Genomic DNA, 24,197 nt, shown 5'->3' with positions numbered 1-24,197 from the left:
AATTCACAGCTTCTCCTCCGAGGCCTGTACGAACACCGCGCCCTGCCCCGACAGCTCCAGCTGGAACGCCTCGCCCGAGCCGCGCCCGACCATGTCCCGCCAGCCCAGCGCCGCGGACAGCTTGTTGCGGACCTCGCCGTGGTGGGCGACGTAGGCCTGCGGATCGACGTGGACGGGCCGGTTCGGCGTGATGGGCAGTTCGATCACCCCGCCGTGGGCCATCACCGCGACCGCGCCGTGGCCCTTGAGCGTCGTGGTGAACAGGCCCTGGCCGGTCACCTGGCCGCGCACCATGCCCATGACCCCGCCCTGCGAGCCCATGAACATCGTGCCCTGCTGGAGGGCGCCGTCGAAGGCCAGCAGCCGGTCGGCCTCCACGTAGAGGGTCTCGCCGGTGAGGTTGATCACCTGGATGTGGTGGCCGCCGTGGCCGAACAGCACGGTGCCGTTGCCCTCGACCGACATCAGCGGGGTCTGCTCGTTCGCCACCCGGCGCCCGATCATCCCCATCACGCCGCCCTGACCGCCCGTGATGCTGGGGGTGAAGGAGACGTCGCCGCGGTAGGCGAGCATCGCGCCGCGCTGGCTGTACATCTTCTGGCCGGGGGCCACCCGGGCCTCGACCATCTTCGAGTTGATCTCGCGGAACGGCATCAGACGTCGCCCCCGACCGTGTTGCGCTCGCTGGGCTGCACGTAGACCAGGCCCTCGCCCTCGAAGCGGATCTGGAAGGCCTCGCCCGAGCCCTCGCCGATCAGGGTGCGGAAGTTGACCCCGGACTGGAAGGACTGTCGGAGGTCGCCGGTGTGCGCGACGTACGCGCCGGGGTCGACCGAGAGCGGGTACTGCGCGCTGACGCGGAGCACCACCGCCGGGCCGTCGGACATGATCGCGGCCTGGCCCGAGCCCTCCACGGTCGTCGTGAACAGGCCGTTGCCGGAGGTGGCGCCGCGCAGCCCGGTGAAGGTCGTGCCGGTGCGCAGGCCGGCGTCGGCGCACAGCAGGTTGCTGGACTCCACGTACAACTTCTCGCCGCGCAGATTGACCAGATTGATCTCACTCGCGCGGTCCGCGAAGTAACAGGTGCCGTGCCCCTGTACCTCCATCACCGTCATCTGCTCGCCGGTCAGACGGCGGGTCACCATCCCGCGGAGGCCCTCACCGCCGCCGGTCATCTTCTTGAAGGCCATCTGGCCGTCGTACGCGACCATGGCGCCGTTCTTCGCTTTCACGGCGTCACCGGTCAGGTCGACGGCGAGCACCTTGCTGCCTTGGAGTCGGAACTGAGCCACGGGATGACGGTATCCGCAGCGGGCGGGAGCGAACAGGGCCCCGTGGCCGAGATATGCCACACTCCGTCCCCTTCGGGGGCCCGGAGCAAGATCTCCACGGGCGGCTGAGACACTGGGGAGGACCCCCGGCCTCCCACCCGCGAAGGTTCCACGTGGACATCAAGACCGCTTCCGCCCTGCACCGGCTGCGCCTCATCTCCGTACCGGAGGCGCTGTCGTTCCCGGCCCTGCTGATCTTCGGCTCGCTGCTCAGCCGGGTGTCGGACATCGACTACCTGATGATGCCGCTCGGCGTCCTGCACGGGATCCTCTTCGTCGTCTACGCCCTCTTCCTGCTCGACGTCTGGAACAAGGCGAAGTGGCCGCTGAAGAAGGTCGCCCTGTTCTTCGTCCTCGCGCTGCTGCCCTTCGGCGGCCTCTACGGCGACAGGCTGCTCAAGCGCGACGAGACCGACAGCGTCATCGCCGCGCGCGCCCGTCAGGCGGCCGACGCGTGATCGTCGCGTTCTCCGTCACCCCGCTGGGGGTCGGCGAGGAGGTCGGCGAGTACGTGGCCGAGGCCGTGCGCGTCGTGCGCGAGTCGGGACTGCCCAACCGCACCGACGCCATGTTCACCACCGTCGAGGGCGAGTGGGACGAGGTGATGGACGTCGTACGGCGCGCGGTGGCGGCCGTCGAGGCGCGGGCGCCCCGGGTCTCCTTCATCCTCAAGGCCGACGTCCGGCCGGGTGTCACCGACGGGATCACCTCGAAGGTCGAGACCGTCGAGCGCCACCTCGCGCGGGGCTGACCGCCCGGCGCCGTCCGAAGCCGACGCCCGTACGCCCCCGGTCCCTTCCAGGCCGGGGGCGTACGCGTTCCCCCTCCGGGCGCGCCGCCGGTCTCACTCCCGGGCGCGGCGGGCCAGGCCCAGCGCGTGGTCCGGCCACCAGACGCCGGCCTCCGGCCCGCCGCGGCAGGTGCCGTCGGAGGCGCCCGGCGGCTTGACCCACAGGTACGCGTCCACGAGCGGGTCGCCCGTACGGTCGGTGGGCGGTGTGCCGAGGGCCCGGCCCGGAGGGTTGCACCAGGACCGGTCGGCGGTCGCGTCGGGGGCCCCGGCGGACTCGGAGGGCGGGCCCGCGCCGTTGCGACCGGTGTCCACGACGAAGTGCCGGCCGCCGAGGGCCCGCGAAAGCCGGGCGCCGTACTCCCGGACCTCCGTGTCGGGGCGGAACCCGGCCACGTTGAGGGCGAATCCGTCGGCACGCTCCAGGCCCGAGCGGCGCAGGGGTTCGACGAGGTCGTCCGGGTCCCGGATCCAGTCGGGGTGCCCGGCGTCCAGGTAGACCCGGGTGCCGGGGTCGCGCTTGAGCCGCTCCACCGCCTCCGCGAGCAGCCGGTACCGCTCCTCGCGCGGGCCGGGCCCGGCACAGCCGTCGACCAGGTGCGCCACCGCCCCCGGCTCCAGGACCACCAGGGCCCGGGCGCCGGCGAGGGCGTCGGCGAGGGAGCCGATCCAGGCCCGGTAGGCGCCCGCGTCCCGGGCCCCGCCGGTCGGCCGGTCCGCGCAGGAGGGGCGCGGGGCGGCCCGGTGCGGGATGTTGTACGCCGCCACGACCAGGGTGCGGCCCGCGGCCCGGGCGGCCGAGGCGGCCCGGCGGACCGCGGGGCGGGGGTCACCGCCCGGCGCCCACAGGGCCCCCGGCCGCTCGGAGATCCGGCGCAGCAACTGGGCGTCGCCGTTGCGGCCCTGCGCCTCCCAGGCGGCGACCTGGCGGGCGGCGGGGCTGTTCGGGTCCACCCAGAAGGGCGGGGCCGCGGCGTCCGGGCCGGCGGCGGGGGAGGCGGGCGCCCCGGGCCGCGGCCCGGGGGCGGGGTCGGCGTCCGAGGCGCAGGCGCCGGAGCCGGCGAGGAGCAGGACGAGCCCGAGTGCGGTGGCGGGGCGGCGGGGTCGGCGGTGTGCGGCGGGTGGCATCCGGCTCCTCGGGGCGGTGTACGAGGCGTGTTCGGAACCGCCATATCGTGACATAACGGACAGTCAACCTCCTGTGCGACACCGCCCCGCACCCCCCCCCGCCCGAGGCTCAGGTGTCGGGGGCGCGCGTCGTCCTCGGAGATCGGCGGCTGCGTGCCCTGACCCTGTTGTGTTGGCTCCCGCCCGTCTTCGTGATCGTGCCCGAGGCCCTGCTCGCCCCGTACGCCGCCGGCATCGGGGCCGGGACCGTCACGCTCGGGGTGCTCATGTGCGCGCTCCCGGTCGGCACCGTCGCGGGGGAACTCTGGGCGGGCTCCGCCCTCACCGCCCGAACGCGTTCACGGATCGTGGCCCCGCTCGCCCGCGCCGCCCCGCTGCCGCTCCTCGTCTACCTCGTCCGCCCCGGCGCGGGCGCCGTCCTCGCCGCGCTGCTGCTCGTCGGGCTGGCCCACGCCTACACCCTCGGCCTCGACCGGATGTACGTCGACGCCGTCCCCGAGGAGCTGCGGGGCCGCGCCATGACGCTGCTGACCACCGGCATGATGACCGCGCAGGGCCTCGGCATGGTCCTCGCCGGGTTCGCGGCCGAGTTCCTGCCCGTCCACGTCGTCGTCGCCGGCGCCGGGGCCGTCGGGGCGGGCGTCGTCCCGCTGTTGCTCGCCGAGGTGCGGGCCACGGAGCCCCGGGCCGTCGGGGGCGAGGGGCGGGGGCGAAGGAGGGGGTCGAAGGATGAGACAGGGGTGGTCGCCAAATGACCGCCCGGTAGGGTCTGGTGGGTGCCCAAGCCGCTCAGTCTCCCCTTCGACCCCATCGCCCGCGCCGACGAGCTCTGGCAGCAGCGTTGGGGGCCGGTGCCCTCCATGGCCGCGATCACCTCGATCATGCGGGCCCACCAGATCCTGCTCGGCGAGGTCGACGCGGTCGTCAAGCCGTACGGTCTGACCTTCGCCCGCTACGAGGCCCTGGTGCTGCTCACGTTCTCGCAGGCCGGCGAACTGCCGATGTCGAAGATCGGCGAGCGTCTGATGGTCCACCCGACCTCCGTGACGAACACCGTGGACCGTTTGGTGAGGTCCGGCCTGGTCGACAAGCGGCCCAACCCGCAGGACGGTCGCGGCACCCTCGCGTCCATCACGCAGAAGGGGCGCGAGGTGGTCGAGGCGGCCACCAAGGACCTGATGGAGATCGACTTCGGGCTCGGGGTGTACGACGCCGAGGAGTGCGGGGAGATCTTCGCGCTGCTGCGCCCGCTGCGGGTGGCGGCCGCCGACTTCGACGAGAGGTAGCGGGTAGGCCTGCGGGGGCGGGGCCGCGTCAAGATCGAGCAAAACGGACGGTTAGGCTCGACGGCATGAAACGAAGCGTGCTGACCCGCTACCGCGTCATGGCCCTCGTGACCGCGGTCATGCTCCTGATCCTCTGTGCCTGCATGGTGGCGAAGTACGGCTTCGACACCGGGGCCGACCTGACCTTCGCGGTCTCGCAGGCCCACGGCGTCCTCTTCATGATCTACCTGGTCTTCGCCTTCGACCTGGGCTCCAAGGCCAAGTGGTCCTTCGGCAAGCTGCTGTGGGTGCTGGTGTCCGGCACCATCCCGCTGGCGGCCTTCTTCGTCGAGCGGAAGATCCGCGCCGAGGTGGAGCCGCTGGTCGCGGGCGCCCCGGCGACCGCCGAGGCGTAGGGCGCGCCGCCGCGCGGCGCCTCCCGGCGCTCGCGCCGGCCTGGAGCCGACACCCCCGGGGAAGACTCTCCGGGGGTTTGCCATCGACATTTACTAGGACGTCCTAGTAAATTCGAGGGTATGGACGCTGACGCCATCGAGGAGGGCCGCCGCCGCTGGCAGGCCCGTTATGACAAGGCCCGCAAGCGGGACGCCGACTTCACCACGCTCTCCGGCGATGCCGTCGACCCCGTCTACGGACCCCGGCCCGGGGACGCGTACGAGGGCTTCGAGCGCATCGGCTGGCCGGGCGAGTACCCCTTCACCCGCGGCCTGCACGCCACCGGCTACCGCGGCCGGACCTGGACCATCCGCCAGTTCGCCGGCTTCGGCAACGCCGAGCAGACCAACGAGCGCTACAAGATGATCCTCGCGGCCGGCGGCGGCGGTCTGTCCGTGGCCTTCGACATGCCCACCCTCATGGGCCGCGACTCCGACGACCCCCGCGCCCTCGGCGAGGTCGGACACTGCGGGGTCGCCATCGACTCCGCCGCCGACATGGAGGTCCTCTTCAAGGACATCCCCCTCGGCGACGTGACCACCTCCATGACCATCAGCGGGCCCGCCGTCCCCGCCTTCTGCATGTACCTCGTCGCCGCCGAGCGCCAGGGCGTCGACCCCGCCGTGCTCAACGGCACCCTCCAGACGGACATCTTCAAGGAGTACATCGCCCAGAAGGAGTGGCTCTTCGAACCCGAGCCGCACCTGCGCCTCATCGGCGACCTGATGGAGTACTGCGCGAACGGCATCCCCGCCTACAAGCCGCTCTCCGTCTCCGGCTACCACATCCGCGAGGCCGGGGCCACGGCCGCGCAGGAGCTCGCCTACACCCTCGCCGACGGCTTCGGCTACGTGGAACTCGGCCTCTCCCGCGGCCTGGACGTCGACCACTTCGCCTCCGGCCTCTCCTTCTTCTTCGACGCGCACCTCGACTTCTTCGAGGAGATCGCCAAGTTCCGCGCCGCCCGCCGCATCTGGGCCCGCTGGATGAAGGAGGTCTACGGAGCCAAGTCCGACAAGGCCATGTGGCTGCGCTTCCACACCCAGACCGCCGGCGTCTCCCTCACCGCCCAGCAGCCGTACAACAACGTCGTGCGCACCGCCGTCGAGGCCCTCGCGGCCGTCCTCGGCGGCACCAACTCCCTCCACACCAACGCCCTCGACGAGACCCTCGCCCTGCCCAGCGAGCAGGCCGCCGAGATCGCCCTGCGCACGCAGCAGGTGCTGATGGAGGAGACCGGCGTGGCCAACGTCGCCGACCCGCTCGGCGGCTCCTGGTACGTCGAGCAGCTCACCGACCGCATCGAGGCCGACGCCGAGAAGATCTTCGACCAGATCAAGGAGCGCGGCCTGCGCGCCCACCCCGACGGCCGCCACCCCATCGGCCCCATCACCTCGGGCATCCTGCGCGGCATCGAGGACGGCTGGTTCACCGGGGAGATCGCCGAGTCGGCCTTCCAGTACCAGCGCTCCCTGGAGAAGGGCGACAAGCGCGTCGTCGGCGTCAACGTCCACCACGGATCGGTCACCGGCGACCTGGAGATCCTGCGCGTCAGCCACGAGGTCGAGCGCGAGCAGGTGCGCGTCCTGGCCGACCGCAAGGAACGCCGCGACGACACCAAGGTCAAGGCCGCCCTGTCCGCGATGCTCGACGCCGCCCGCGACGGGTCCAACATGATCCCCGCCATGCTCGACGCCGTGCGCGCCGAGGCCACGATGGGCGAGATCTGCAACGTCCTGCGCGAGGAGTGGGGCACCTACACCGAGCCGCCCGGCTTCTGACGGCTCGCCGCGCGCGACGAAGGCCGGCCACGGATCCCCCGTACGGGAGGGCCCGCGGCCGGCCTTCCGCGTACGGGACGGACGCGCTCAGGCCGGCGCGGCGCCCTGGAGGCCGTTCATCAGCAGCCCGGTGAAGGACGCCACCCACAGCTCGTCCACCGGCTCCGAGCTCACCAGCGCCCGGTGCACCACCGTGCCCGCGATCACGTCGAAGATCAGGTCCGTGGTGTGCGCGGTGAGGGTCGCGTCCTGCTCCGCCGGCAGTTCCCCCCGCTGCTGCGCCCGTTCCCGCCCCAGGACGACGAGACGTTTCTGCCGGTCCACGATCGCCGACCTGATCCGGTCGCGCAGGGCCTCGTCCCGGGTGGACTCGGCGACCACCGCCATCAGGGCCGTACGGGCCTCCGGGCGGCGCAGCAGCTCCGCGAACTGGAGCACCACGTACTCGACGTCCGCTTCGAGCGAGCCCCGGTCGGGCAGTTCGAGGGCGTCGAACAGCTCCGCGACCGCGTCCACGACCAGCTCGTTCTTGCCCGCCCAGCGCCGGTAGAGGGTGGTCTTGGCGACGCCCGCCCGGGCCGAGACGTCCCCCATCGTCAGCTTCGACCATCCCAGCTCCACCAGCGCGTCCCGCGTCGCCGCCAGGATCGCGGCGTCGGCCGCCGCGTTGCGGGGGCGACCGGTACGGCCGTGCGGGGAGCTGCCTCCGGGGCTGGGGTTGCGCATGGCCGAGACCATACCGGCCGGTAGGGCAGTCGGCGGGGGCGCGGGAGGTGTGGTTCAGATCACGGGGCGCGGCCGGCGCGGGGGAGTTACGCTACGGCTCGTAGCGAAAGAGCGACAACCACGCGAACCGCTGCCGGCGCCAGGTGGGGACCCGGCGCCACATCAGTCGAACACAGCTGGACACGGCGATTCACGGACGATCTTCCGGGATCCTTTTCGCCGGCGCGCGCACTCGGGGGAGGATGTACGCATGCAGCCCAGAAACATGTCCATGAGCGGCGTGGTCGACCTCGCCGCGGTGAAGGCGGCCGGCGAAGCCAAGGCGAAGGCCGAGCAGGCCCGCGCGGACGCGGCCCGTCAGACAGGCGAAGGCGCGGGCGCCGCGCCCGCCGGCGCGGTGGCGCCCTCCTCGCTGGTCCTCGACGTCACCGAGGCCGGCTTCGAGCGTGACGTACTCCAGCTCTCCAACGAGGTACCGGTCGTCCTCGACTTCTGGGCCGAGTGGTGCGAACCGTGCAAGCAGTTGAGCCCCCTCCTGGAGCGGCTCACCGTCGAGGCGAACGGCCGCCTCGTCCTGGCGAAGGTCGACGTCGACGCCAACCAGATGCTGATGCAGCAGTTCGGCATCCAGGGCATCCCGGCCGTGTTCGCCGTCGTCGCCGGCCAGGTGCTGCCGCTGTTCCAGGGCGTGGCCCCCGAGCAGCAGATCCGCGAGACCCTGGCCCAGCTGGTCCAGGTCGCCGAGGAGCGCTTCGGTCTCATCGGCCTCCAGGTCGACCCCGACGCGGAGGGCGGCCCGGTGGCCCCCGCCGAGATCCCGGTCGGCCCCCACGACGCGCTGCTGGAGGCGGCCGTCGTCGCGCTGGACGCGGGTGACCTGGGCGGCGCCGTCCAGGCGTACCGCAACGTACTGTCCGACGACCCCGGCAACACCGAGGCGAAGCTGGGACTGGCCCAGGCCGAACTGCTCACCCGGGTGCAGCACCTGAACCCGCAGACGGTGCGCGCCGAGGCCGCGGCGAACCCGAAGGACCCCGCCGCGCAGATGGCCGCCGCGGACCTGGACCTGGCGGGCGGGCACGTTGCCGACGCCTTCGGTCGACTGGTGGACACCGTACGGGTGACCTTCGGCGACGAGCGCGACGCCGTACGGGTGCGCCTGCTGGAGCTGTTCGAGGTCATCGGGGCGGACGACCCCCGGGTCGCGGCGGCGCGCACGGCCCTCGCGCGGGTGCTGTTCTAGGACCCCTGCGCGCGCCGGTGCGGAATCCGGCCGGGCGTCGCCCCGGTCCGCCGTTCGAGCCCCGGTGATTTATTGACACGGAGATAAACAGCGGCCGCCTTTTGCCAAATCTTGGCCATGGCGGCCGCTGTTACTCGCAGTAAGTCGAACCCCGTGAACTGTCCGGTTGGTTCGCACTTCCGCCGTTGTGTCGTGGCCCTGGGTGGCACCCAGCGTGCCCACCCGACGGCGCCCGGTCGCACCCCGGTTATCCAGCCGTTACCCGCCAGTAACGAACCCCCTTGTGCCCCGGCCTGGAATGGACCACGATCGGCGACGCTCGGTCCTTCCCGCGGAGCCGCTCATCCGGAGCCGCGGCGGAGGGTCCCCACCGGGCCGGCCGGTGGCAGTGGCACCGGCCGTGGACAGGGGGGTCCCCGCCACAACGGCAGGGCCTGTCCTCCAGGTTGCGCGAACGCGTGGCCCAGTGGTTGTCGCTCGGGGGTGAACGCCGGTGAACGCGATGTGGCAGAGCCATACCTCGGCCGCCTGCGCTCCTTCCCGAGGACGTAGCACTTCTCCCATCCCAGGACGGGCACGGCCCGGACCGGAGATGTACGTCCGAGAAGGAGGAACCAAATGAGTTCTCAGGTTCGTGGCGGGACCAGATGGAAGCGCTTCGCTCTCGTCATGGTCCCGAGCATCGCGGCCACCGCCGCGGTCGGTGTGGGTCTGGCACAGGGCGCCCTCGCGGCGTCGTTCAGCGTCTCGGGCCAGAGTTTCAAGGTGTCGGCCGACAAGCTCGTCGGCGAGAACCTGATCCAGTACGGAAGTGTCGCCGAGGGCTCCATCATCGGCGAGAAGGACCCGAACAAGAAGCAGAAGCACCCGGTCACCGTCTCGGGCTTCAGCAAGGCCACGATCACCAACATGTGCCAGTCCCTGGTCACGCCGGTGCCGGGCCTCGGCGCCATCACGCTCCAGCTGCGCACCGGCAACAAGGGCACCCCGGCGGTCGCCGAGAACATCTACCTCGACGTCGCCGAACTGGACGCGGACGCCTACTTCGAGCAGCTCGACATCGGTGTCGCGGTCGGTGACGGCTCGCACACCACCAAGCCGGCTCCGGGAACGGTGGCGGACAACGGACTGTTCTCGCAGCGCGCCAAGACGGCCACGCTGACGAAGGTCCGGCAGAAGGCGTGGGCGACGACGGCGGGTACCTTCACGCTGCCCGACCTCAAGCTGCGCCTGCTCAGCGGCGACAAGCCGTGCTACGAGGACGAGGACTGATCCCGTCCCGTACGTGACCGCGCGGGCGCGCGACGACGGCCGTCGCCGCGCGCCCGCGCGGGCTCCACAGAGTTCTCCGTACCACCGTTTCCAGGGAGCTGTTGTCCATGAACCCCCAGGCCCCGGTTCACGCCGCAGACGATCACTGGCTCACTGTCATGCGCCACCGCTTCCGTGCCTGGCGAGGTACCCGTCCCTTCTGGGCCGGACTGTTCACGCTCCTCGGCGGCGTGCCGATCATCTACTTCCCCTTCGCGGACATCCGGCTGGCCAACGTCACCCTCGCGATGGCGACGACCTCCGGATCCGTCTCGTTGATCCTCGGCGTCCTGCTGATCACCCTGGGCCTCGCCCTCTGGTTCCAGCAGGGCATCCGCGTCTTCGCCGGCGTCGCCGCCATCCTGCTCGCCCTGGTGTCGATCCCGAAGTCGAACCTCGGCGGCTTCTTCATCGGCTTCATCACGGCCATGATCGGCGGCTGCCTCGCACTGGCCTGGGCCCCCGGGGTGCCGGCCGACGAGGACGCGGAGCGGGACGGGGAGGAGGACGCGGACAAGGCGCGGGTGACGGCGGGCAACCCCTTCGGGCTCCCGGGCCCCCGCGACACGGAGACGGCGTACGCGACCGAGACGACGACTGCCCACGCCGACGGCGGGAGGAACAGTGCGGGGTGAACAGACGCACCGGGACGTGGCCCCCGGAGCGGAGTCCCGTGAGAGGAAGGGCCCGCGCCACGCGGCGCCCAGGAAGTCCCTGCTGAACAAGCTCCAGATACCCGTGGGCAAGACGATGGCGCTGGCGGCGATGCCGACGGCCGTGTTCGTCGGCATGGGCATGGCCCCCAGGATGGCGCTGGCCGACGAGAAGGACATCCCCTTCGCCCCCGGCCCGTGCGTGACCCGCTCCGACGAACCGTCGGCGTCGGCCTCGTCCTCACCCTCGCCGTCGCCCTCCACGTCCGCGTCGAAGACGCCCTCGCCGGGCACGTCGCCCGGCGCGACCGCCTCACCGGGCGCGAGCAAGGCCCCGAAGCCGGCCACGAGCCCCGCGGCGAAGCCCTCGGGCACGGCGTCCGCGACGGCGAACAGGCCGTCCGCGACCCCTTCGCCGTCGGCCACCCCCTCGGCGACGAAGACCGTCAACCCGCTGGACCCGCTGGGCGTCGGCGACGCCCTCAAGGGTCTGGTGGACGCCTTCGGCAAGCCCCTCCAGGACGCGAGGAAGCCGGCCGCCCCGACCCCCGCGCCCACCACCGCGCCCGGCAAGGACCCGGCGGCCGACGCGATCCGCGAGGCGGCGAGGAAGGCCGGCGCCGCGGTCACGGAACTGCCGCAGGACGTCAAGGACACGGCGACGAAGCCGAAGGACGAGACGGGCGGCGCGTCCGGAGCCGAGGACGAGGACGAGGACGGTCCCTCGCCGAGCGCCTCCGCCTCCGCCTCCGTTTCCGCCTCCGCCTCCCCGACGGCGACGAAGGACGCGGACGGGAAGGAACCCTTCCCCTGCCCGACCTACGACGCCGAGGCCCTGGCCAACGCCAAGTTGGACCCGGGCGTCCCGCTCCTGCCGGACGAGCCCTGGTACCTCGACAGCTCCCTGCTGACCCTGTACGGCCTCGACTACGAGGGCATCGTGGAGGTCCGGACGGCGGGCGGCAAGGTCAAGAAGGTCCTGAAGTTCACAGCGGACTCCCTGGACATCAAGGACCTGTACCAGACCGTCGGCAAGGGCCCGAACATCGCCCACCTGAAGTCCCGCCCCGGCTCCACGTCCAAGATCCGCGACGGCAAGGTGACGATGTACACGGAGAGCCTGAAGGGCAACCTCTTCGGCCTCATCCCGATCGAGTTCACCCCGAACTCCCCGCCGCCCCTGAACGTCCCCTTCGCGTTCTTCACGAACGTCAAGGTCGTCCAGGCCGGCCAGTTCGGCGGCAATCTGACCGTCCCGGGCCTCAGGAACTACATCGGCCCGGCGGAGAAGTAGCCCCCGACGCACCGAGGGCGGCACCCCGGATCGGGGTGCCGCCCTCGCTCTGTGCGGCAGAGTCGTGGCGTCAGGCGTCAGGCGCGGGTGCCGCCGCCGACGTGGTGGACGCGGACCATGTTCGTGGTGCCGGGGACGCCGGGGGGCGAGCCGGCCGTGATGATCATGGTGTCGCCCTCGTTGTACCGGCCCAGCTTCGAGAGCTCGGCGTCGACCAGGTCGACCATGGCGTCGGTGCTGTCCACGTGCGGGACGACGTGGGACTCGACGCCCCAGCTCAGCGTGAGCTGGTTGCGGGTGTTGACGTCCGTGGTGAACGCCAGGATCGGCTGGCAGGCGCGGTAGCGCGACAGGCGGCGGGCCGTGTCACCGGACTGGGTGAAGGCGACCAGCGACTTCGCGTCCAGGAAGTCCGCGATCTCGCAGGCCGCGCGGGCGACGGAGCCGCCCTGCGTACGCGGCTTCTTGCCCTGCACCAGCGGCTGGAGGCCCTTGGACAGGAGCTCCTCCTCGGCCGCCGTGACGATCTTCGACATCGTCTTGACGGTCTCGATCGGGTAGGCGCCGACCGAGGACTCGGCCGACAGCATGACCGCGTCCGCGCCGTCGAGGATGGCGTTGGCGACGTCGGAGGCCTCGGCGCGCGTCGGGCGCGAGTTGGTGATCATCGACTCCATCATCTGGGTCGCGACGATCACCGGCTTGGCGTTGCGGCGGCACATCTCGATGAGCCGCTTCTGGACCATCGGGACCTTTTCGAGCGGGTACTCGACGGCGAGGTCGCCGCGGGCCACCATGACCGCGTCGAACGCGTCGACCACGGCCGCCATGTTCTCGACGGCCTGCGGCTTCTCGACCTTGGCGATGACGGGGACCCGGCGGCCCTCCTCGTCCATGACGCGGTGGACGTCCTTGACGTCGTTGGCGTCGCGGACGAAGGACAGCGCGACCATGTCGCAGCCCATCCGCAGGGCGAAGCGCAGGTCGTCGACGTCCTTCTCCGACAGGGCGGGGACGTTCACGGCGGCACCCGGCAGGTTGATGCCCTTGTGGTCCGAGATGACACCGCCCTCGATGACGATGGTCTTGACCCGCGGGCCCTCGACCTCGGTCACCCGGAGCTCGACGTTGCCGTCGTTGATCAGGACCTGGTCACCCTTGGCGACGTCGCCCGGGAGGCCCTTGTAGGTGGTGCCGCAGATGGACTTGTCGCCCGGGACGTCCTCGGTGGTGATGGTGAACTCGTCACCGCGCACCAGCTCGACGGGACCCTCGGCGAAGGTCTCCAGACGGATCTTCGGACCCTGGAGGTCGGCGAGGACGCCGACGGCGCGCCCGGTGTCCTCGGAGACCTTCCGGACGCGGTCGTACCGCTCCTGGTGTTCTGCCTGGGACCCGTGGCTGAAGTTGAATCGGGCCACGTTCATACCTGCCTCGATGAGCGCTTTCAGCTGCTCATACGAGTCGACGGCGGGGCCCAGCGTGCAGACGATTTTGGAACGGCGCATGGAGCGGATCCTATCCGTTTGTTTCGTAGCGGAATATTCCGTCTGGTGGAAAGTCCAAGTGACTACTCGGTAACCAACGCGTACGCCTGGGTGGCGATCTCCAGCTCCTCGTCGGTCGGGACCACGGCCACCGCCACCCGGGCGTACTCGGCCGACACCAGCCGGGGCTCGGGGGAGCGCACCGCGTTGGCCTCCAGGTCCAGGGCGAGGCCGAGCTCCTCCAGACCGGCGACGGCCGCCGCCCGGACGCCGGCCGCGTTCTCGCCGACGCCCGCCGTGAAGGTCACCGCGTCCACCCGCCCCAGCACCGCCGTGTACGCGCCGATGTACTTCTTCAGCCGGTGGACGTACGCGTCCAGCGCGAGGCGGGCCGAGGCGTCGCCCTCCTCCGCCCGGCGCGTCACCTCGCGCATGTCGTTGTCGCCGCACAGCCCCAGCAGACCGCTCTTCTTGTTGAGCAGCGAGTCGATCTCGTCGATCGACAGCCCGCCCACCCGGGCCAGGTGGAAGATGACCGCCGGGTCCAGGTCGCCCGACCGGGTGCCCATGACCAGGCCCTCCAGCGGGGTCAGCCCCATCGAGGTCTCCACGCACACCCCGCCGCGCACGGCCGAGGCGGACGCGCCGTTGCCCAGGTGCAGCACGATCACGTTCACGTCCTCCACCGGCCGGCCCAGCAGGGCGGCCGTCGCGCGGGAGACGTAGGCGTGGGAGGTGCCGTGGAAGCCGTACCGCCGGACGGAGTACTTGTCGGCGGTCGCGGCGTCGATCGCGTACCGGGCCACGTGCTCCGGCATCGTGGAGTGGAAGGCCGTGTCGAAGACGGCGACCTGCGGGAGGTCCCCGCGCAGGGATCGGGCCACCTCGATGCCCGTCACGTTCGCCGGGTTGTGCAGCGGGGCGAGCGGGATCAGGCTGCGGATCTCCGCCAGCACCTCGTCGTCGATGACCGTCGGCCGGTTGAACCGGGTCCCGCCGTGCACCACCCGGTGGCCGACGGCGGCCAGCTCGGGGGAGTCCAGCCCCATCCCGTCGGCGGCCAGCTCCGCCGCCACCGCCTTGAGCGCGGCCTCGTGATCGGCGATCGGACCGGTCCGCTCGCGCCGGCCGCCCGCCGCGCCCGGTCCGGTCAGCGGTTCGTGCGTCAGCCGCGAGGTCTCCTCGCCGATGCGCTCCACCAGGCCGACGGCGAGGCGGGAGCGGTCCGCCATGTCGAGGAGCTGGTACTTCACCGACGAGGAGCCGGAGTTGAGGACGAGTACGCGCGATGCGGTCACGATGAGGGTCTTTCCTGGTCGTGGACGGGGTGGGGGGAAGGCGGGGTACGGGGGCGCGGGCCGGGCTCAGGCGGTGGGGGCGCCGCCGGCCGGGGACTGCGCCTGGATCGCGGTGATCGCCACGGTGGTGACGATGTCCTGGACCAGCGCACCGCGCGAGAGGTCGTTGACCGGCTTGCGCAGACCCTGGAGCACCGGACCGACCGCGACGGCGCCCGCCGAACGCTGCACGGCCTTGTACGTGTTGTTGCCCGTGTTGAGGTCGGGGAAGATCAGCACGCTCGCCCGGCCGGCCACGTCGGAGTTCGGCAGCTTCGTCGCCGCGACCGAGGGCTCCACCGCGGCGTCGTACTGGATCGGCCCCTCGACCGCCAGGTCGGGGCGCTGCGCGCGCACGATCTCGGTGGCCTTGCGGACCTTGTCCACGTCCGCGCCCGAGCCGGAGGTGCCGGTCGAGTACGAGAGCATCGCGATCCGCGGCTCGACGCCGAAGGCGGCGGCGGTGGCGGCCGACTGGACGGCGATGTCGGCCAGTTGCTCGGCGTCGGGGTCCGGGTTGACCGCGCAGTCGCCGTAGACCAGCACCTGGTCGGCCAGGCACATGAAGAAGACCGAGGAGACGATCGAGGCCTCCGGCTTGGTCTTGATGATCTCGAAGGCCGGGCGGATCGTGGCGGCGGTGGAGTGCACCGAACCGGAGACCATGCCGTCCGCGAGGCCCTCCTGGACCATCAGGGTGCCGAAGTAGTTGACGTCGGTGACCACGTCGTTGGCCAGCTCGACCGTCATCCCCTTGTGGGCGCGGGCCCGGGCGTAGTACTCGGCGAACCGTTCCCGCAGCGGGGAGGTCGCCGGGTCGATGAGCTGGGCGCCCGTGATGTCGATGCCGAGGTCGCCGGCCTTCTTCAGGATCGCCTGCTCCTCGCCCAGCAGCGTCAGGTCGCACACCCCGCGCCGCAGCACCACGTCGGCGGCGCGCAGCACGCGCTCCTCGGTGCCCTCGGGCAGGACGACCCGGCGCCGCTGGGAGCGGGCCCGCTCCAGCAGTTCGTGCTCGAACATCATCGGCGTGACCCGCTCGGAGCGGGCCACCGACAGCAGGTCGCGCAGCTCGGCGGTGTCCACGTGGCGTTCGAACAGGCCGAGCGCGGTCTCCAGCTTGCGTGGGGTCGCGGAGTTCAACCGGCTCTGGAGCGAGAAGAGTTCGGCGGCGGTCGGGAAGCTGTTGCCGGCGACGGAGACCACCGGGGTGCCCGGGGCCAGCTTCGAGGCCAGCGTCAGGATGTCCTTGCTCGGACGCTCGTTCAGGGTCAGCAGGACGCCCGCGATCGGCGGGGTGCCGGAGGTGTGGGCGGCCAGCGCGCCGACGACCAGGTCCGAGCGGTCCCCGGGGGTGACGACCAGGCAGCCGGGGGTCAGGGCGTTCAGGAAGTTCGGCAGCATCGCCCCGCCGAAGACGAAGTCGACGGCGTCGCGCGCGAGGCCCGCGTCGTCGCCGAGGAGCACCTCGCCGCCGAGCGCCCGGGTGATCTGGGCGACGGTCGGGGCGGAGAGGGACTTGTCGTCCGGCAGGACGTAGCAGGGCACGGGGAGGCGGGCGGAGAGCCGCTCGGCTATGGGGTCGCGGTCCTCGGGGGCCACCCGGTTGACCACCATCGCCACGACGTGGCAGCCCAGGCTCTCGTAGGCGCGGTAGGCGTTGCGGGCCTCGGCGCGCACCGCCTCGGCCGGGTGTTTGGTGCCGCCGACGACCGGCACGACGACCGCGCCCAGCTCGTTGGCGAGGCGGGCGTTCAGCGCGAGCTCGTCGGGCAGGTTGGTGTCGGCGTAGTCGGTGCCGAGGACGAGCATGACCTCGTAGTCGCGGGCGATCCGGTGGTAGCGGTCGACGAGTCGGGAGACCAGTTCGTCGGTCCCCTTCTCCGCGAGGATCGCGGAGGCTTCGTGGTACTCCATGCCGTACGCCGTCGCGGCGTCCTGGTCGATCCGGTAGCGGGCCTTGAGGAGGTCGAAGAGGCGGTCCGGCCCGTCGTGCAGCAACGGTCGGTAGACGCCGACCCGGCCCGTCTGGCGGGTCAGGAGCTCCATGATCCCCAGCTCGACGACCTGGCGGCCGTCCCCCCGCTCGATACCGGTCACGTACACGCTGCGCGTCACGCGTGCTCTCCGTCCCATGAAGGTCTGTGGTCAGTGTCAGTGTGGTCGGTGCTGTGCTGTCGGTGCTCGTCAGCGCCCGCCGGCGCGTCACGGTGCCCCACCCCGCTGCGGGTGGGCCGGCGCTCTGTTGTCCCGGTTAGGGTGGGCTTGACCTCTTGACAATACCTCTGCGGGTGGATAGGACGCCCGCCGGGAAAACGGCCCGACCGAGAGGGCCGAAAGGCCCCGGGGCCGTCCGGCGCGCAGCGCGCGCCCCGTGCGGCCCGTGGAACAATCGGACAGGCTTCATCAATACGCCCTTCATATGTACGGCCGTCCGCCCGCACGTGTACGGCCCGGTACGACCAGGAGCAGGAGACACAGGACGATGCGCATCGGAGTTCTCACCGCAGGCGGCGACTGCCCGGGCCTGAACGCCGTCATCCGTTCGGTCGTGCACCGGGCCGTCGTCGGTCACGGGGACGAGGTCATCGGCTTCGAGGACGGTTTCAAGGGCCTCCTCGACGGCCACTACCGTCCCCTCGACATCAACGCCGTCAGCGGCATTCTGGCCCGCGGCGGCACGATTCTGGGTTCAGCGCGCATGGAGCGCGCCCGCCTGCACGAGGCCGCCGAGAACGCCGCCGAGTTGGCCCGGCGCTACGAGATCGACGCGCTGATCCCGATCGGCGGCGAGGGCACCCTGACGGCGGCCCGGATGCTGTCGGACGCCGGGATGCCGGTCGTGGGCGTACCGAAGACCATCGACAACGACATCTCCTCCACGGACCGCACCTTCGGCTTCGACACGGCCGTGATGGTGGCCACCGAGGCGATCGACCGTCTGAAGACCACCGCCGAGTCGCACCAGCGCGTGATGGTCGTCGAGGTCATGGGCCGCCACGCGGGCTGGATCGCCCTGGAGTCGGGCATGGCCGGCGGCGCCCACGGCATCTGCCTGCCCGAGCGCCCCTTCGAGGTGGACGCCCTGGTCAAGATGGTGGAGGAACGGTTCGCCCGAGGGAAGAAGTTCGCCGTCATCTGCGTCGCCGAGGGCGCGCACCCGGCCGAGGGCTCCATGCCGTACGAGAAGGGCGCCATCGACCAGTACGGTCACGAACGCTTCGCCGGTATCGGCAACCGTCTCGCGGTGGAGCTCGAACACCGCCTCGGCAAGGAGGCCCGTCCGGTCATCCTCGGTCACGTCCAGCGCGGCGGCACCCCCACCGCCTACGACCGCGTCCTGGCGACCCGCTTCGGCTGGCACGCCGTCGAGGCCGTGCACCGCGGGGAGTTCGGCAACATGACCGCCCTGCGCGGCACCGACATCGTCATGGCCCCGCTGGCCTCGGCCGTCACCGAGCTGAAGACCGTCCCGGACGACCGGATGTACGAGGCCGAGTCGGTCTTCTGACCGGGCCGCCCGCCCCGCCGGGCCGGGACCTTCGTCCCCTCTTGTACGCCGAACGGCCCCGGACGCACCCCCGCGAGGGAGGCGTCCGGGGCCGTTCCGCGTCCCCGGGGCGGCTTCGATGTGACCGGTCACGCACCGCCGACCAGGGACCAGAACCGGTCCGTGATCTCCGCGAGGAACTCCCGCCCCGCGTCCCCGGCGCCGGCCGTGCCCGCGCCGCCGCCCCAGCTCAGGGTGGCGACCATCCGCGACTGGTAGTCGTTGTGGAGCGTCTCCAAGGCCCGCTCCAGGTGGGCCTTGGGTACCGGCAGCAGCTTGGCCAGCGGTTTCACGTAGGCCTGCCAGCGCGTGGTGACCGCACTGCGCAGCAGGTCGGCGAGTTCCTCGTGCTTGCCGGTCGCCGTCACGAACTGGGCGAGGCTCAGGCCGAGCACCGAGGCGAGGGCGGCGGACTGCCGCTCGTTGCCCTTCCAGCGCCCGGTGTCCTCCATCTTCTGGTACGCGCCGGCGTCCACGCCGATCCTGCGGGCGAGGTCGTCGGGATCCAGCCCGCGCGCCATGCGGTGTTCCCGCAGGGTGACGGGCTCGGCGAGGAGCTCCCCGGGGGAGCACCAGAGCACACCGGCGAGCGCGGTGAGTTCGGTGGAGGTGGGCGACTGTTCGCCCCGCTCCCAGGCCATCACGGTCTCGGGTGCGACGAGCAGGCCGTACTGGGCTCTCAGGCCGTAGGCGACGTGGCCGGGAGCCATGCCCAGGGCCGCGCGCAGGCGCCGCGCGGCGGGGGCATTGAAAGGGGGGCTGGAGTGCACACGCCACACCGTAGGAGTGTCCGAGGGGTGGCGACTACAGACCATTCAAACAAGGCCATAACTCGTAGGAAAGTCCTATGGAGTTCGGCGCTTTGGCCGGGTTTCCCTGCGACTGTCCGGTAATCGGATCGTCGGAAGATCCATCCACAGCGTACGGATCCGGCCACTCCATTTCAGGTGGGTCCTCGGACTCGTCGAGTGATCCGCGTCACACGGCCCGAACCGGCCGCCCACCCCGTACGTGATCACTGTCGGGGCCCTCGCCCACGGGGGTGGCGAGGGCCCCCGCGGCCCTTGCCTTGACGTCGGCGTCAAGGAATACGGTCGGTCCATGCGCATCGGCGAACTGGCGAAGCGGGCCGGCACCAGCACGCGGACCCTCAGGTACTACGAATCACGCGGGCTGCTGGCCGCCCGGCGGAGCGAGAACGGCTACCGCGACTACGACGAGGACGACCTGTGCCTGCTGCGGCAGATCCGCACCCTCCAGGACTTCGGCTTCGACCTGGAGGAGACCCGCCCCTTCGTCCACTGCCTGCGCGCCGGCCACCCGGCCGGGGACTCCTGCCCGGCCTCCCTGGTCGTCTACCGGCGCAAGCTCGCCGAGCTGGACGGCCTCATCGACCGGCTGGCCGACGTACGCGCGACGGTCGCCCGGCAACTGGCCGACGCCGAGGCGACGGCCGGCTCCGACGCCGGAGCCGGAGCCGGAGCCGGAGCCGGGGGAGCTGTCGACGGGGAGCCGCCCGCCCCGCGCTGCGAGATGACGGGCTGAACACGCCCCCGCACGACGCGCCCACGACGCACGCAACGCACAGGACGCATGACGCACACGCGCGAACACACGACACGAACCACCGGAGGGGAACCACATGATCCACGCACACGGTGTGCCCGAAGTGACCGACGCCGACTTCGCCGCCGAGGTACTCCAGGAGCGGGGCCGGCCCGTCCTGGTCAAGTTCACCGCGGACTGGTGCGGCCCCTGCCGCCAGCTCGCCCCCGTCCTCGGCGCCCTCGCCGCCGAGGAGGGCGACCGGCTGAAGGTGGTCCGGATCGACGTGGACCGCAACTCCGCCACCGCCGCCGCCCACGGGGTCCTCGCCACCCCCACCATGCTGCTCTTCCGCGACGGCGAACCCGTACGGCAGCTGGTCGGCGCCCGCGCCAAGCGCAGGCTGCTCCAGGAGCTGGAGGAGCACCTGGAGCAGCGCGCGGACGCCACCGCCTGAGCCGGACGGCGCCCTCCGTTTCCGCCTACGGCCTCAGCCAGACCGTCGCCATCGGCGGCAGGGTCATCCGCAGGCTCGCCGCCCGTCCCTGGGCCGGCACCGGCTCCGGCTTCAACGCGCGGTCGTGCCGGACGCCGCTGCCGCCGTAGGCCTCCAGGTCGGTGTTGAGGACCTCCCGCCACAGCGGGACCTCCTCCGGCACCCCGATCCGGTACCGGTGCCGCACCACCGGGGAGAAGTTCGACACGCACAGCAGCTGGGAGCCGTCCTGGGCGAACCGCAGGAACGCGAACACGTTGTCGTCGGCCGCGTCCGCCTCCACCCACGCGAAGCCCTCCGGGACCGTGTCCCGCTCCCACAGCGCCGGCGCCGCCCCGTACGCGCGGTTCAGGTCGCGCACCAGGTCCCGCACGCCCCGGTGATCATCGGCCGCCGGGTAGGAGGAGTCCAGCAGCCACCAGTCCGGTCCGTGGCTCTCCGACCACTCCGAACCCTGCGCGAACTCCTGCCCCATGAAGAGCAGTTGCTTGCCCGGATGGGCCCACATGAAGCCCAGGTACGCGCGGTGCGTGGCCCGCTGCTGCCACCAGTCGCCGGGCATCTTCGAGACCAGCGAGCGCTTGCCGTGCACGACCTCGTCGTGCGAGATCGGCAGGACGTAGTTCTCGCTGAACGCGTAGACCATCGCGAAGGTCATGTCGTGGTGGTGGTACTTGCGGTGCACCGGCTCCTTCGACACGTAGCGCAGCGTGTCGTGCATCCACCCCATGTTCCACTTCAGCCCGAACCCCAGCCCGCCCGCGTCCGTCGGCCGCGTCACCCCGTCCCAGGCCGTGGACTCCTCCGCGATGGTCATCACCCCGGGGCAGCGCCGGTAGACCGTCGCGTTCATCTCCTGGAGCAGCGCCACCGCGTCCAGGTCCTCCCGGCCGCCGTGCGCGTTCGGCGTCCAGTCGCCCTCGCCGCGCGAGTAGTCCAGGTACAGCATCGAGGCCACCGCGTCCACGCGCAGCCCGTCCACGTGGAACTCCTGGCACCAGTACACGGCGTTGGCGACGAGGAAGTTGCGGACCTCCTTGCGCCCGTAGTCGAACTCCAGGGTCCCCCAGTCGGGGTGCGCGGCCCGCCGCGGGTCCTGGTGCTCGTACAGCGGCCGCCCGTCGAACTCGGCCAGCGCCCAGGCGTCGCGGGGGAAGTGCGCCGGCACCCAGTCGACGATCACCCCGATCCCCGCCCGGTGCAGGGCGTCCACCAGGCCGCGGAACTCGTCGGGAGTGCCCATCCGCGAGGTCGGCGCGTAGAACCCGGTCACCTGGTAGCCCCACGAGCCCCCGAAGGGGTGCTCGGCGACCGGCATGAACTCCACGTGCGTGAAGCCCAGCTCCTTCACGTACGCGGGAAGCTGCTCCGCCAACTGCCGGTAGCTGAGTCCCGGCCGCCACGAGGCGAGGTGCAGCTCGTACACCGACAGCGGGGCCTGGTGCGGGGGCCGGGCGCCGCGCGCGGCCATCCACGCCTCGTCCCGCCACTCGTAGCGCGACCGCGTGACCACCGACGCGTTCGCCGGCGGGACCTCCGCGTGACGGGCCATCGGGTCGGCGCGCAGGGTGTGGCCGCCGTCCGGCCGCGTGATGTCGTACTTGTACAGGGTGCCCTCGCCGATCCCCGGCAGGAACAGCTCCCACACCCCGGTCGAGCCGAGCGAGCGCATCGGGTAGGCGACCGAGTCCCAGTACGAGAAGTCCCCGGTGACCCGCACGCCCTGCGCGTTCGGCGCCCACACCGTGAAGCGGGTCCCCGCCACGCCCTGGTGCTCCATCGGCTCCGACCCCAGGGCCGTCCACAGCTCCTCGTGCCGGCCCTCGCCGATCAGGTGCAGGTCCAGCTCGCCGAGGGCGGGCAGGAACCGGTAGGGGTCGTGGACCTCCACCTCGTCGCTGTCGTACGCCACCAGCAGCCGGTAGTCCGGCACCCCGGTCAGTGGCAGCAGCCCGGAGAACAGCCCGTCCCCCTCGTCGAAGAGCTCGGCGCGCAGCCCCTTCGCGACGACGGTCACCGCCTTCGCGTACGGCCGCAGCACCCGGAACGCCACCCCGCCGCGCTGGGTACGGGCCCCCAGCACCGCGTGCGGGTCGTGGTGGCGGCCCTCCAACAGCCGGGCCCGTTCCTCCGCGCCGAGCGCCGGCGCCGGCCGGACCCCCCGGGACGGCGCCGCGCGCCGGGCCCTCGGGGTGCGGGTCCCCCGCGCCGGGCCCTCGACCGGGGGCGCGGCCGGCACCTCGGCGGGCGCCGCGGCGGGCGGTGGCGGTGCGGCTTCCTCGCGGACGGTCGGGGGCGGGGACGACTGTCGTGCGGCGCTCACGCGAGCGGCCTCCTCGGGGGCTTCGGGTGGGGGGTGCTGCCGGGGGTCGGCGGGGGCATGCGGTGGGCGGGGCGCTGCGGCTCCGACAGCCGGCGGATCGCGGCCATCGGCACGTGCAGCCAGTCGGGGCGGTGGCGGGACTCGTAGCGGGCCTCGTACACCGCCTTGTCGGTCTCGTAGGCGCGCAGCAGCACCGGGTCCTCGCGGGGGTCCCGGCCCGTGGTGCGGGCGTAGCCCTCGCAGAACGCCGAGCGGCAGGCGTCCGCCCAGGCGGGGGCGAACGGCCGGTGCGAACGCGCCGCGTAGTCGAAGGAGCGCAGTATCCCGGCGATGTCGCGCACGGCCGGTTCGGGGCGGCGCCGGTCGGCGAGGGGCCGGGCCGGTTCCCCCTCGAAGTCGATCAGCGCCCAACTGCCGTCGACGGTGCGCAGGGTCTGCCCGAGGTGGAGGTCCCCGTGGATGCGCTGGGCGGGCACCCCGGCCCCGCGGGAGGCGGCCAGGGCGTCGAAGGCCCCGCGCAGGCCGGCCTCGTAGGGGCGCAGCGCGGGCACCTCGCGGGCGGTGGCGGCCAGCCGGGCCGTCATGCCGGCCGCGAGGCGTGCCGTCTGCTCGGGGCCGAGCGCCAGGGTGGGCAGGGCGTCGGCGAGGGCGCTGTGGACCTCGGCGGTGGCCCGGCCGAGCGCGTGGGCCTCGGTGGTGAAGTCCGCTCCGGCGCCGAGCCTGCGCAGGGCGAGCTGCCAGCCGTCGTGGGAGCCGCGCAGGTAGGGCTGGAGCACGCCGAGGGTCAACGGTTCTCCGCCGGGCAGGTCCGCCTCGTACCAGGCGACCGGCGCGGGCACGCGTCGGCAGCCGGCGGCGGCCAGGGCTCTGGGCAGCTCCAGGTCCGGGTTGACCCCCGGCCCCACGCGGCGGAACACCTTCAGGATGTACGCGTCCCCGTAGATCAGTGAGGAGTTGGTCTGCTCCCCGGACAGCGGCCGGGGGGTCAGCCCCGCCGGGACGGGGGCCTCGGGGTCGCGGTCGAAGCGCAGCGGCCCCAGGGATCCGGGGGCGCGCAACCGTTCCAGCAGGAGTGCGGCGAGCCGGGGGTCGCCCAGCGCGTCGTACATCGCCCGGCCCGCGTACGGGCCTTCCTGGGGGTGCCCGATCAGGGCGGGTGCCAGGGCGGGCGGCAGGGGTGACGGGCGGCTGCCGAGCAGGAGTTGGTAGCAGTCCCCGTCCACGTCGAGCAGGAGGTGGAGCAGGCCCGGCGTGGAGCCGGGCGGCAGGAGTTCGGCCGCCGAGACGGTCCGTAGCCTGCTGATGGCGCGGCCCTTGCCCGCGAACCAGCGTTGTGCGGGCAGCCAGGCCCGCAGCATCGGATCCAGCGGGCCGAGCCCGCCGGCCCGGTCGGCGGTGAGCCGGCTCCGGGCGGATGCAGCCTCCGACATGGCGTCGCGTCCTTTCCCCGGGCCGTCAAAGAATGCGCAGAGTGTCCCGGA

The 24,197-nt window shown here is 72.2% G+C and carries 23 protein-coding genes; 13 read left to right on the top strand and 10 right to left on the bottom strand.

All coding sequences use genetic code 11. The features are described 5' to 3' along the window. Positions 1-3 precede the first annotated feature (3 nt). Together ACZ6ZI_RS14820 and ACZ6ZI_RS14815 are read right to left on the bottom strand one after the other, a co-directional pair. Positions 4-654, bottom strand: a complete 651-nt coding sequence (locus ACZ6ZI_RS14820; protein ID WP_363053336.1) for an AIM24 family protein — start codon at positions 652-654, stop codon at positions 4-6. Then, on the bottom strand, positions 654-1,292 hold the full coding sequence (locus ACZ6ZI_RS14815; protein WP_363053337.1) for an AIM24 family protein: 639 nt from the start codon (positions 1,290-1,292) through the stop codon (positions 654-656). The genes ACZ6ZI_RS14820 and ACZ6ZI_RS14815 overlap by 1 nt, the downstream gene beginning before the upstream one ends. Before the next feature lie 152 nt (positions 1,293-1,444). On the opposite strand from ACZ6ZI_RS14815, the gene ACZ6ZI_RS14810 reads away from it, so the two are divergent. Next, the gene (locus ACZ6ZI_RS14810) at positions 1,445-1,789 is read left to right on the top strand and encodes a DUF3817 domain-containing protein (protein WP_363053338.1); all 345 of its coding nucleotides are present in this window, start codon (positions 1,445-1,447) and stop codon (positions 1,787-1,789) included. Further along, a complete protein-coding gene (locus tag ACZ6ZI_RS14805; protein WP_363053339.1) occupies positions 1,786-2,082 on the top strand; it encodes an MTH1187 family thiamine-binding protein in 297 nt (98 codons plus the stop codon). The genes ACZ6ZI_RS14810 and ACZ6ZI_RS14805 overlap by 4 nt, the downstream gene beginning before the upstream one ends. Before the next feature lie 93 nt (positions 2,083-2,175). Here ACZ6ZI_RS14805 and ACZ6ZI_RS14800 read toward each other — a convergent pair whose 3' ends face one another. After that, positions 2,176-3,249, bottom strand: coding sequence for a glycoside hydrolase family 6 protein (locus ACZ6ZI_RS14800; RefSeq protein WP_469520147.1), 1,074 nt, complete (start codon positions 3,247-3,249; stop codon positions 2,176-2,178). Between the two features lie 113 nt (positions 3,250-3,362). Between ACZ6ZI_RS14800 and ACZ6ZI_RS14795 the strand changes: the two genes are divergently transcribed. The 4 genes from ACZ6ZI_RS14795 (at position 3,363) to ACZ6ZI_RS14780 (ending at position 6,751) form a co-directional block, all read left to right on the top strand. Continuing rightward, positions 3,363-4,004, top strand: coding sequence for an MFS transporter (locus ACZ6ZI_RS14795; RefSeq protein ID WP_469520145.1), 642 nt, complete (start codon positions 3,363-3,365; stop codon positions 4,002-4,004). A 21-nt stretch (positions 4,005-4,025) separates the two neighbouring features. Continuing rightward, positions 4,026-4,535, top strand: coding sequence for a MarR family winged helix-turn-helix transcriptional regulator (locus ACZ6ZI_RS14790; RefSeq protein WP_363053343.1), 510 nt, complete (start codon positions 4,026-4,028; stop codon positions 4,533-4,535). A 65-nt stretch (positions 4,536-4,600) separates the two neighbouring features. Continuing rightward, a complete protein-coding gene (locus tag ACZ6ZI_RS14785) occupies positions 4,601-4,930 on the top strand; it encodes a DUF3817 domain-containing protein (RefSeq protein WP_363053344.1) in 330 nt (109 codons plus the stop codon). Between the two features lie 120 nt (positions 4,931-5,050). Next, entirely contained in the window at positions 5,051-6,751 is a 1,701-nt protein-coding gene (locus ACZ6ZI_RS14780; RefSeq protein ID WP_469520141.1) for an acyl-CoA mutase large subunit family protein, read from the top strand. Between the two features lie 87 nt (positions 6,752-6,838). Here ACZ6ZI_RS14780 and ACZ6ZI_RS14775 read toward each other — a convergent pair whose 3' ends face one another. Beyond that, the gene (locus tag ACZ6ZI_RS14775; RefSeq protein ID WP_469520138.1) at positions 6,839-7,477 is read right to left on the bottom strand and encodes a TetR/AcrR family transcriptional regulator; all 639 of its coding nucleotides are present in this window, start codon (positions 7,475-7,477) and stop codon (positions 6,839-6,841) included. Between the two features lie 250 nt (positions 7,478-7,727). Here ACZ6ZI_RS14775 and ACZ6ZI_RS14770 point away from each other — a divergent pair, with 250 nt between their 5' ends. The 4 genes from ACZ6ZI_RS14770 (at position 7,728) to ACZ6ZI_RS14755 (ending at position 11,978) form a co-directional block, all read left to right on the top strand. Further along, positions 7,728-8,720, top strand: coding sequence for a tetratricopeptide repeat protein (locus tag ACZ6ZI_RS14770; protein ID WP_469520135.1), 993 nt, complete (start codon positions 7,728-7,730; stop codon positions 8,718-8,720). 618 nt (positions 8,721-9,338) lie between these two features. Further along, positions 9,339-9,992 (top strand): DUF6230 family protein, encoded by a 654-nt coding sequence (locus ACZ6ZI_RS14765; RefSeq protein ID WP_469520131.1) that lies wholly within the window; start codon positions 9,339-9,341, stop codon positions 9,990-9,992. A 107-nt stretch (positions 9,993-10,099) separates the two neighbouring features. Then, positions 10,100-10,666, top strand: coding sequence for a DUF6114 domain-containing protein (locus ACZ6ZI_RS14760; protein WP_469520128.1), 567 nt, complete (start codon positions 10,100-10,102; stop codon positions 10,664-10,666). Next, complete coding sequence (locus tag ACZ6ZI_RS14755; RefSeq protein ID WP_469520125.1) at positions 10,656-11,978, top strand: hypothetical protein; 1,323 nt, start codon at positions 10,656-10,658, stop codon at positions 11,976-11,978. Before ACZ6ZI_RS14760 ends, ACZ6ZI_RS14755 begins: the two co-directional genes overlap by 11 nt. A 77-nt stretch (positions 11,979-12,055) precedes the next feature. On the opposite strand, the gene pyk is transcribed toward ACZ6ZI_RS14755, so the two are convergent. The 3 genes from pyk to pta all read right to left on the bottom strand — a co-directional run bounded on the left by pyk (position 12,056) and on the right by pta (position 16,920). After that, positions 12,056-13,486 (bottom strand): pyruvate kinase, encoded by a 1,431-nt coding sequence (pyk, locus tag ACZ6ZI_RS14750; protein WP_363053351.1) that lies wholly within the window; start codon positions 13,484-13,486, stop codon positions 12,056-12,058. 62 nt (positions 13,487-13,548) lie between these two features. Continuing rightward, positions 13,549-14,763, bottom strand: a complete 1,215-nt coding sequence (locus ACZ6ZI_RS14745; protein WP_469520122.1) for an acetate kinase — start codon at positions 14,761-14,763, stop codon at positions 13,549-13,551. A gap of 66 nt (positions 14,764-14,829) precedes the next feature. After that, complete coding sequence (gene pta, locus ACZ6ZI_RS14740) at positions 14,830-16,920, bottom strand: phosphate acetyltransferase (RefSeq protein ID WP_469520120.1); 2,091 nt, start codon at positions 16,918-16,920, stop codon at positions 14,830-14,832. A 367-nt stretch (positions 16,921-17,287) separates the two neighbouring features. Between pta and ACZ6ZI_RS14735 the strand changes: the two genes are divergently transcribed. Next, positions 17,288-18,313, top strand: a complete 1,026-nt coding sequence (locus ACZ6ZI_RS14735; RefSeq protein WP_363053354.1) for an ATP-dependent 6-phosphofructokinase — start codon at positions 17,288-17,290, stop codon at positions 18,311-18,313. Positions 18,314-18,441: 128 nt separating this feature from the next. Here the strand turns inward: ACZ6ZI_RS14735 and ACZ6ZI_RS14730 are convergent, their stop codons facing one another. Next, a complete protein-coding gene (locus ACZ6ZI_RS14730) occupies positions 18,442-19,167 on the bottom strand; it encodes a helix-turn-helix domain-containing protein (RefSeq protein WP_469520117.1) in 726 nt (241 codons plus the stop codon). A 286-nt stretch (positions 19,168-19,453) separates the two neighbouring features. Between ACZ6ZI_RS14730 and ACZ6ZI_RS14725 the strand changes: the two genes are divergently transcribed. Then, entirely contained in the window at positions 19,454-19,897 is a 444-nt protein-coding gene (locus ACZ6ZI_RS14725; protein WP_469520113.1) for a MerR family transcriptional regulator, read from the top strand. A gap of 97 nt (positions 19,898-19,994) precedes the next feature. Next, positions 19,995-20,354 (top strand): thioredoxin family protein, encoded by a 360-nt coding sequence (locus tag ACZ6ZI_RS14720; RefSeq protein WP_469520111.1) that lies wholly within the window; start codon positions 19,995-19,997, stop codon positions 20,352-20,354. Positions 20,355-20,379: 25 nt separating this feature from the next. On the opposite strand, the gene glgB is transcribed toward ACZ6ZI_RS14720, so the two are convergent. Then, complete coding sequence (glgB, locus tag ACZ6ZI_RS14715) at positions 20,380-22,716, bottom strand: 1,4-alpha-glucan branching enzyme (RefSeq protein ID WP_469520108.1); 2,337 nt, start codon at positions 22,714-22,716, stop codon at positions 20,380-20,382. After that, on the bottom strand, positions 22,713-24,146 hold the full coding sequence (locus tag ACZ6ZI_RS14710; RefSeq protein WP_469520106.1) for a maltokinase N-terminal cap-like domain-containing protein: 1,434 nt from the start codon (positions 24,144-24,146) through the stop codon (positions 22,713-22,715). Before ACZ6ZI_RS14710 ends, glgB begins: the two co-directional genes overlap by 4 nt. Between the last annotated feature and the right edge of the window lie 51 nt (positions 24,147-24,197).

The organism is Streptomyces sp. NPDC103540 (genome assembly GCF_055584445.1).
The sequence above is the reverse complement of the archived record's forward strand: the minus strand, read 5'-3'. Positions and strand labels throughout refer to the sequence as shown.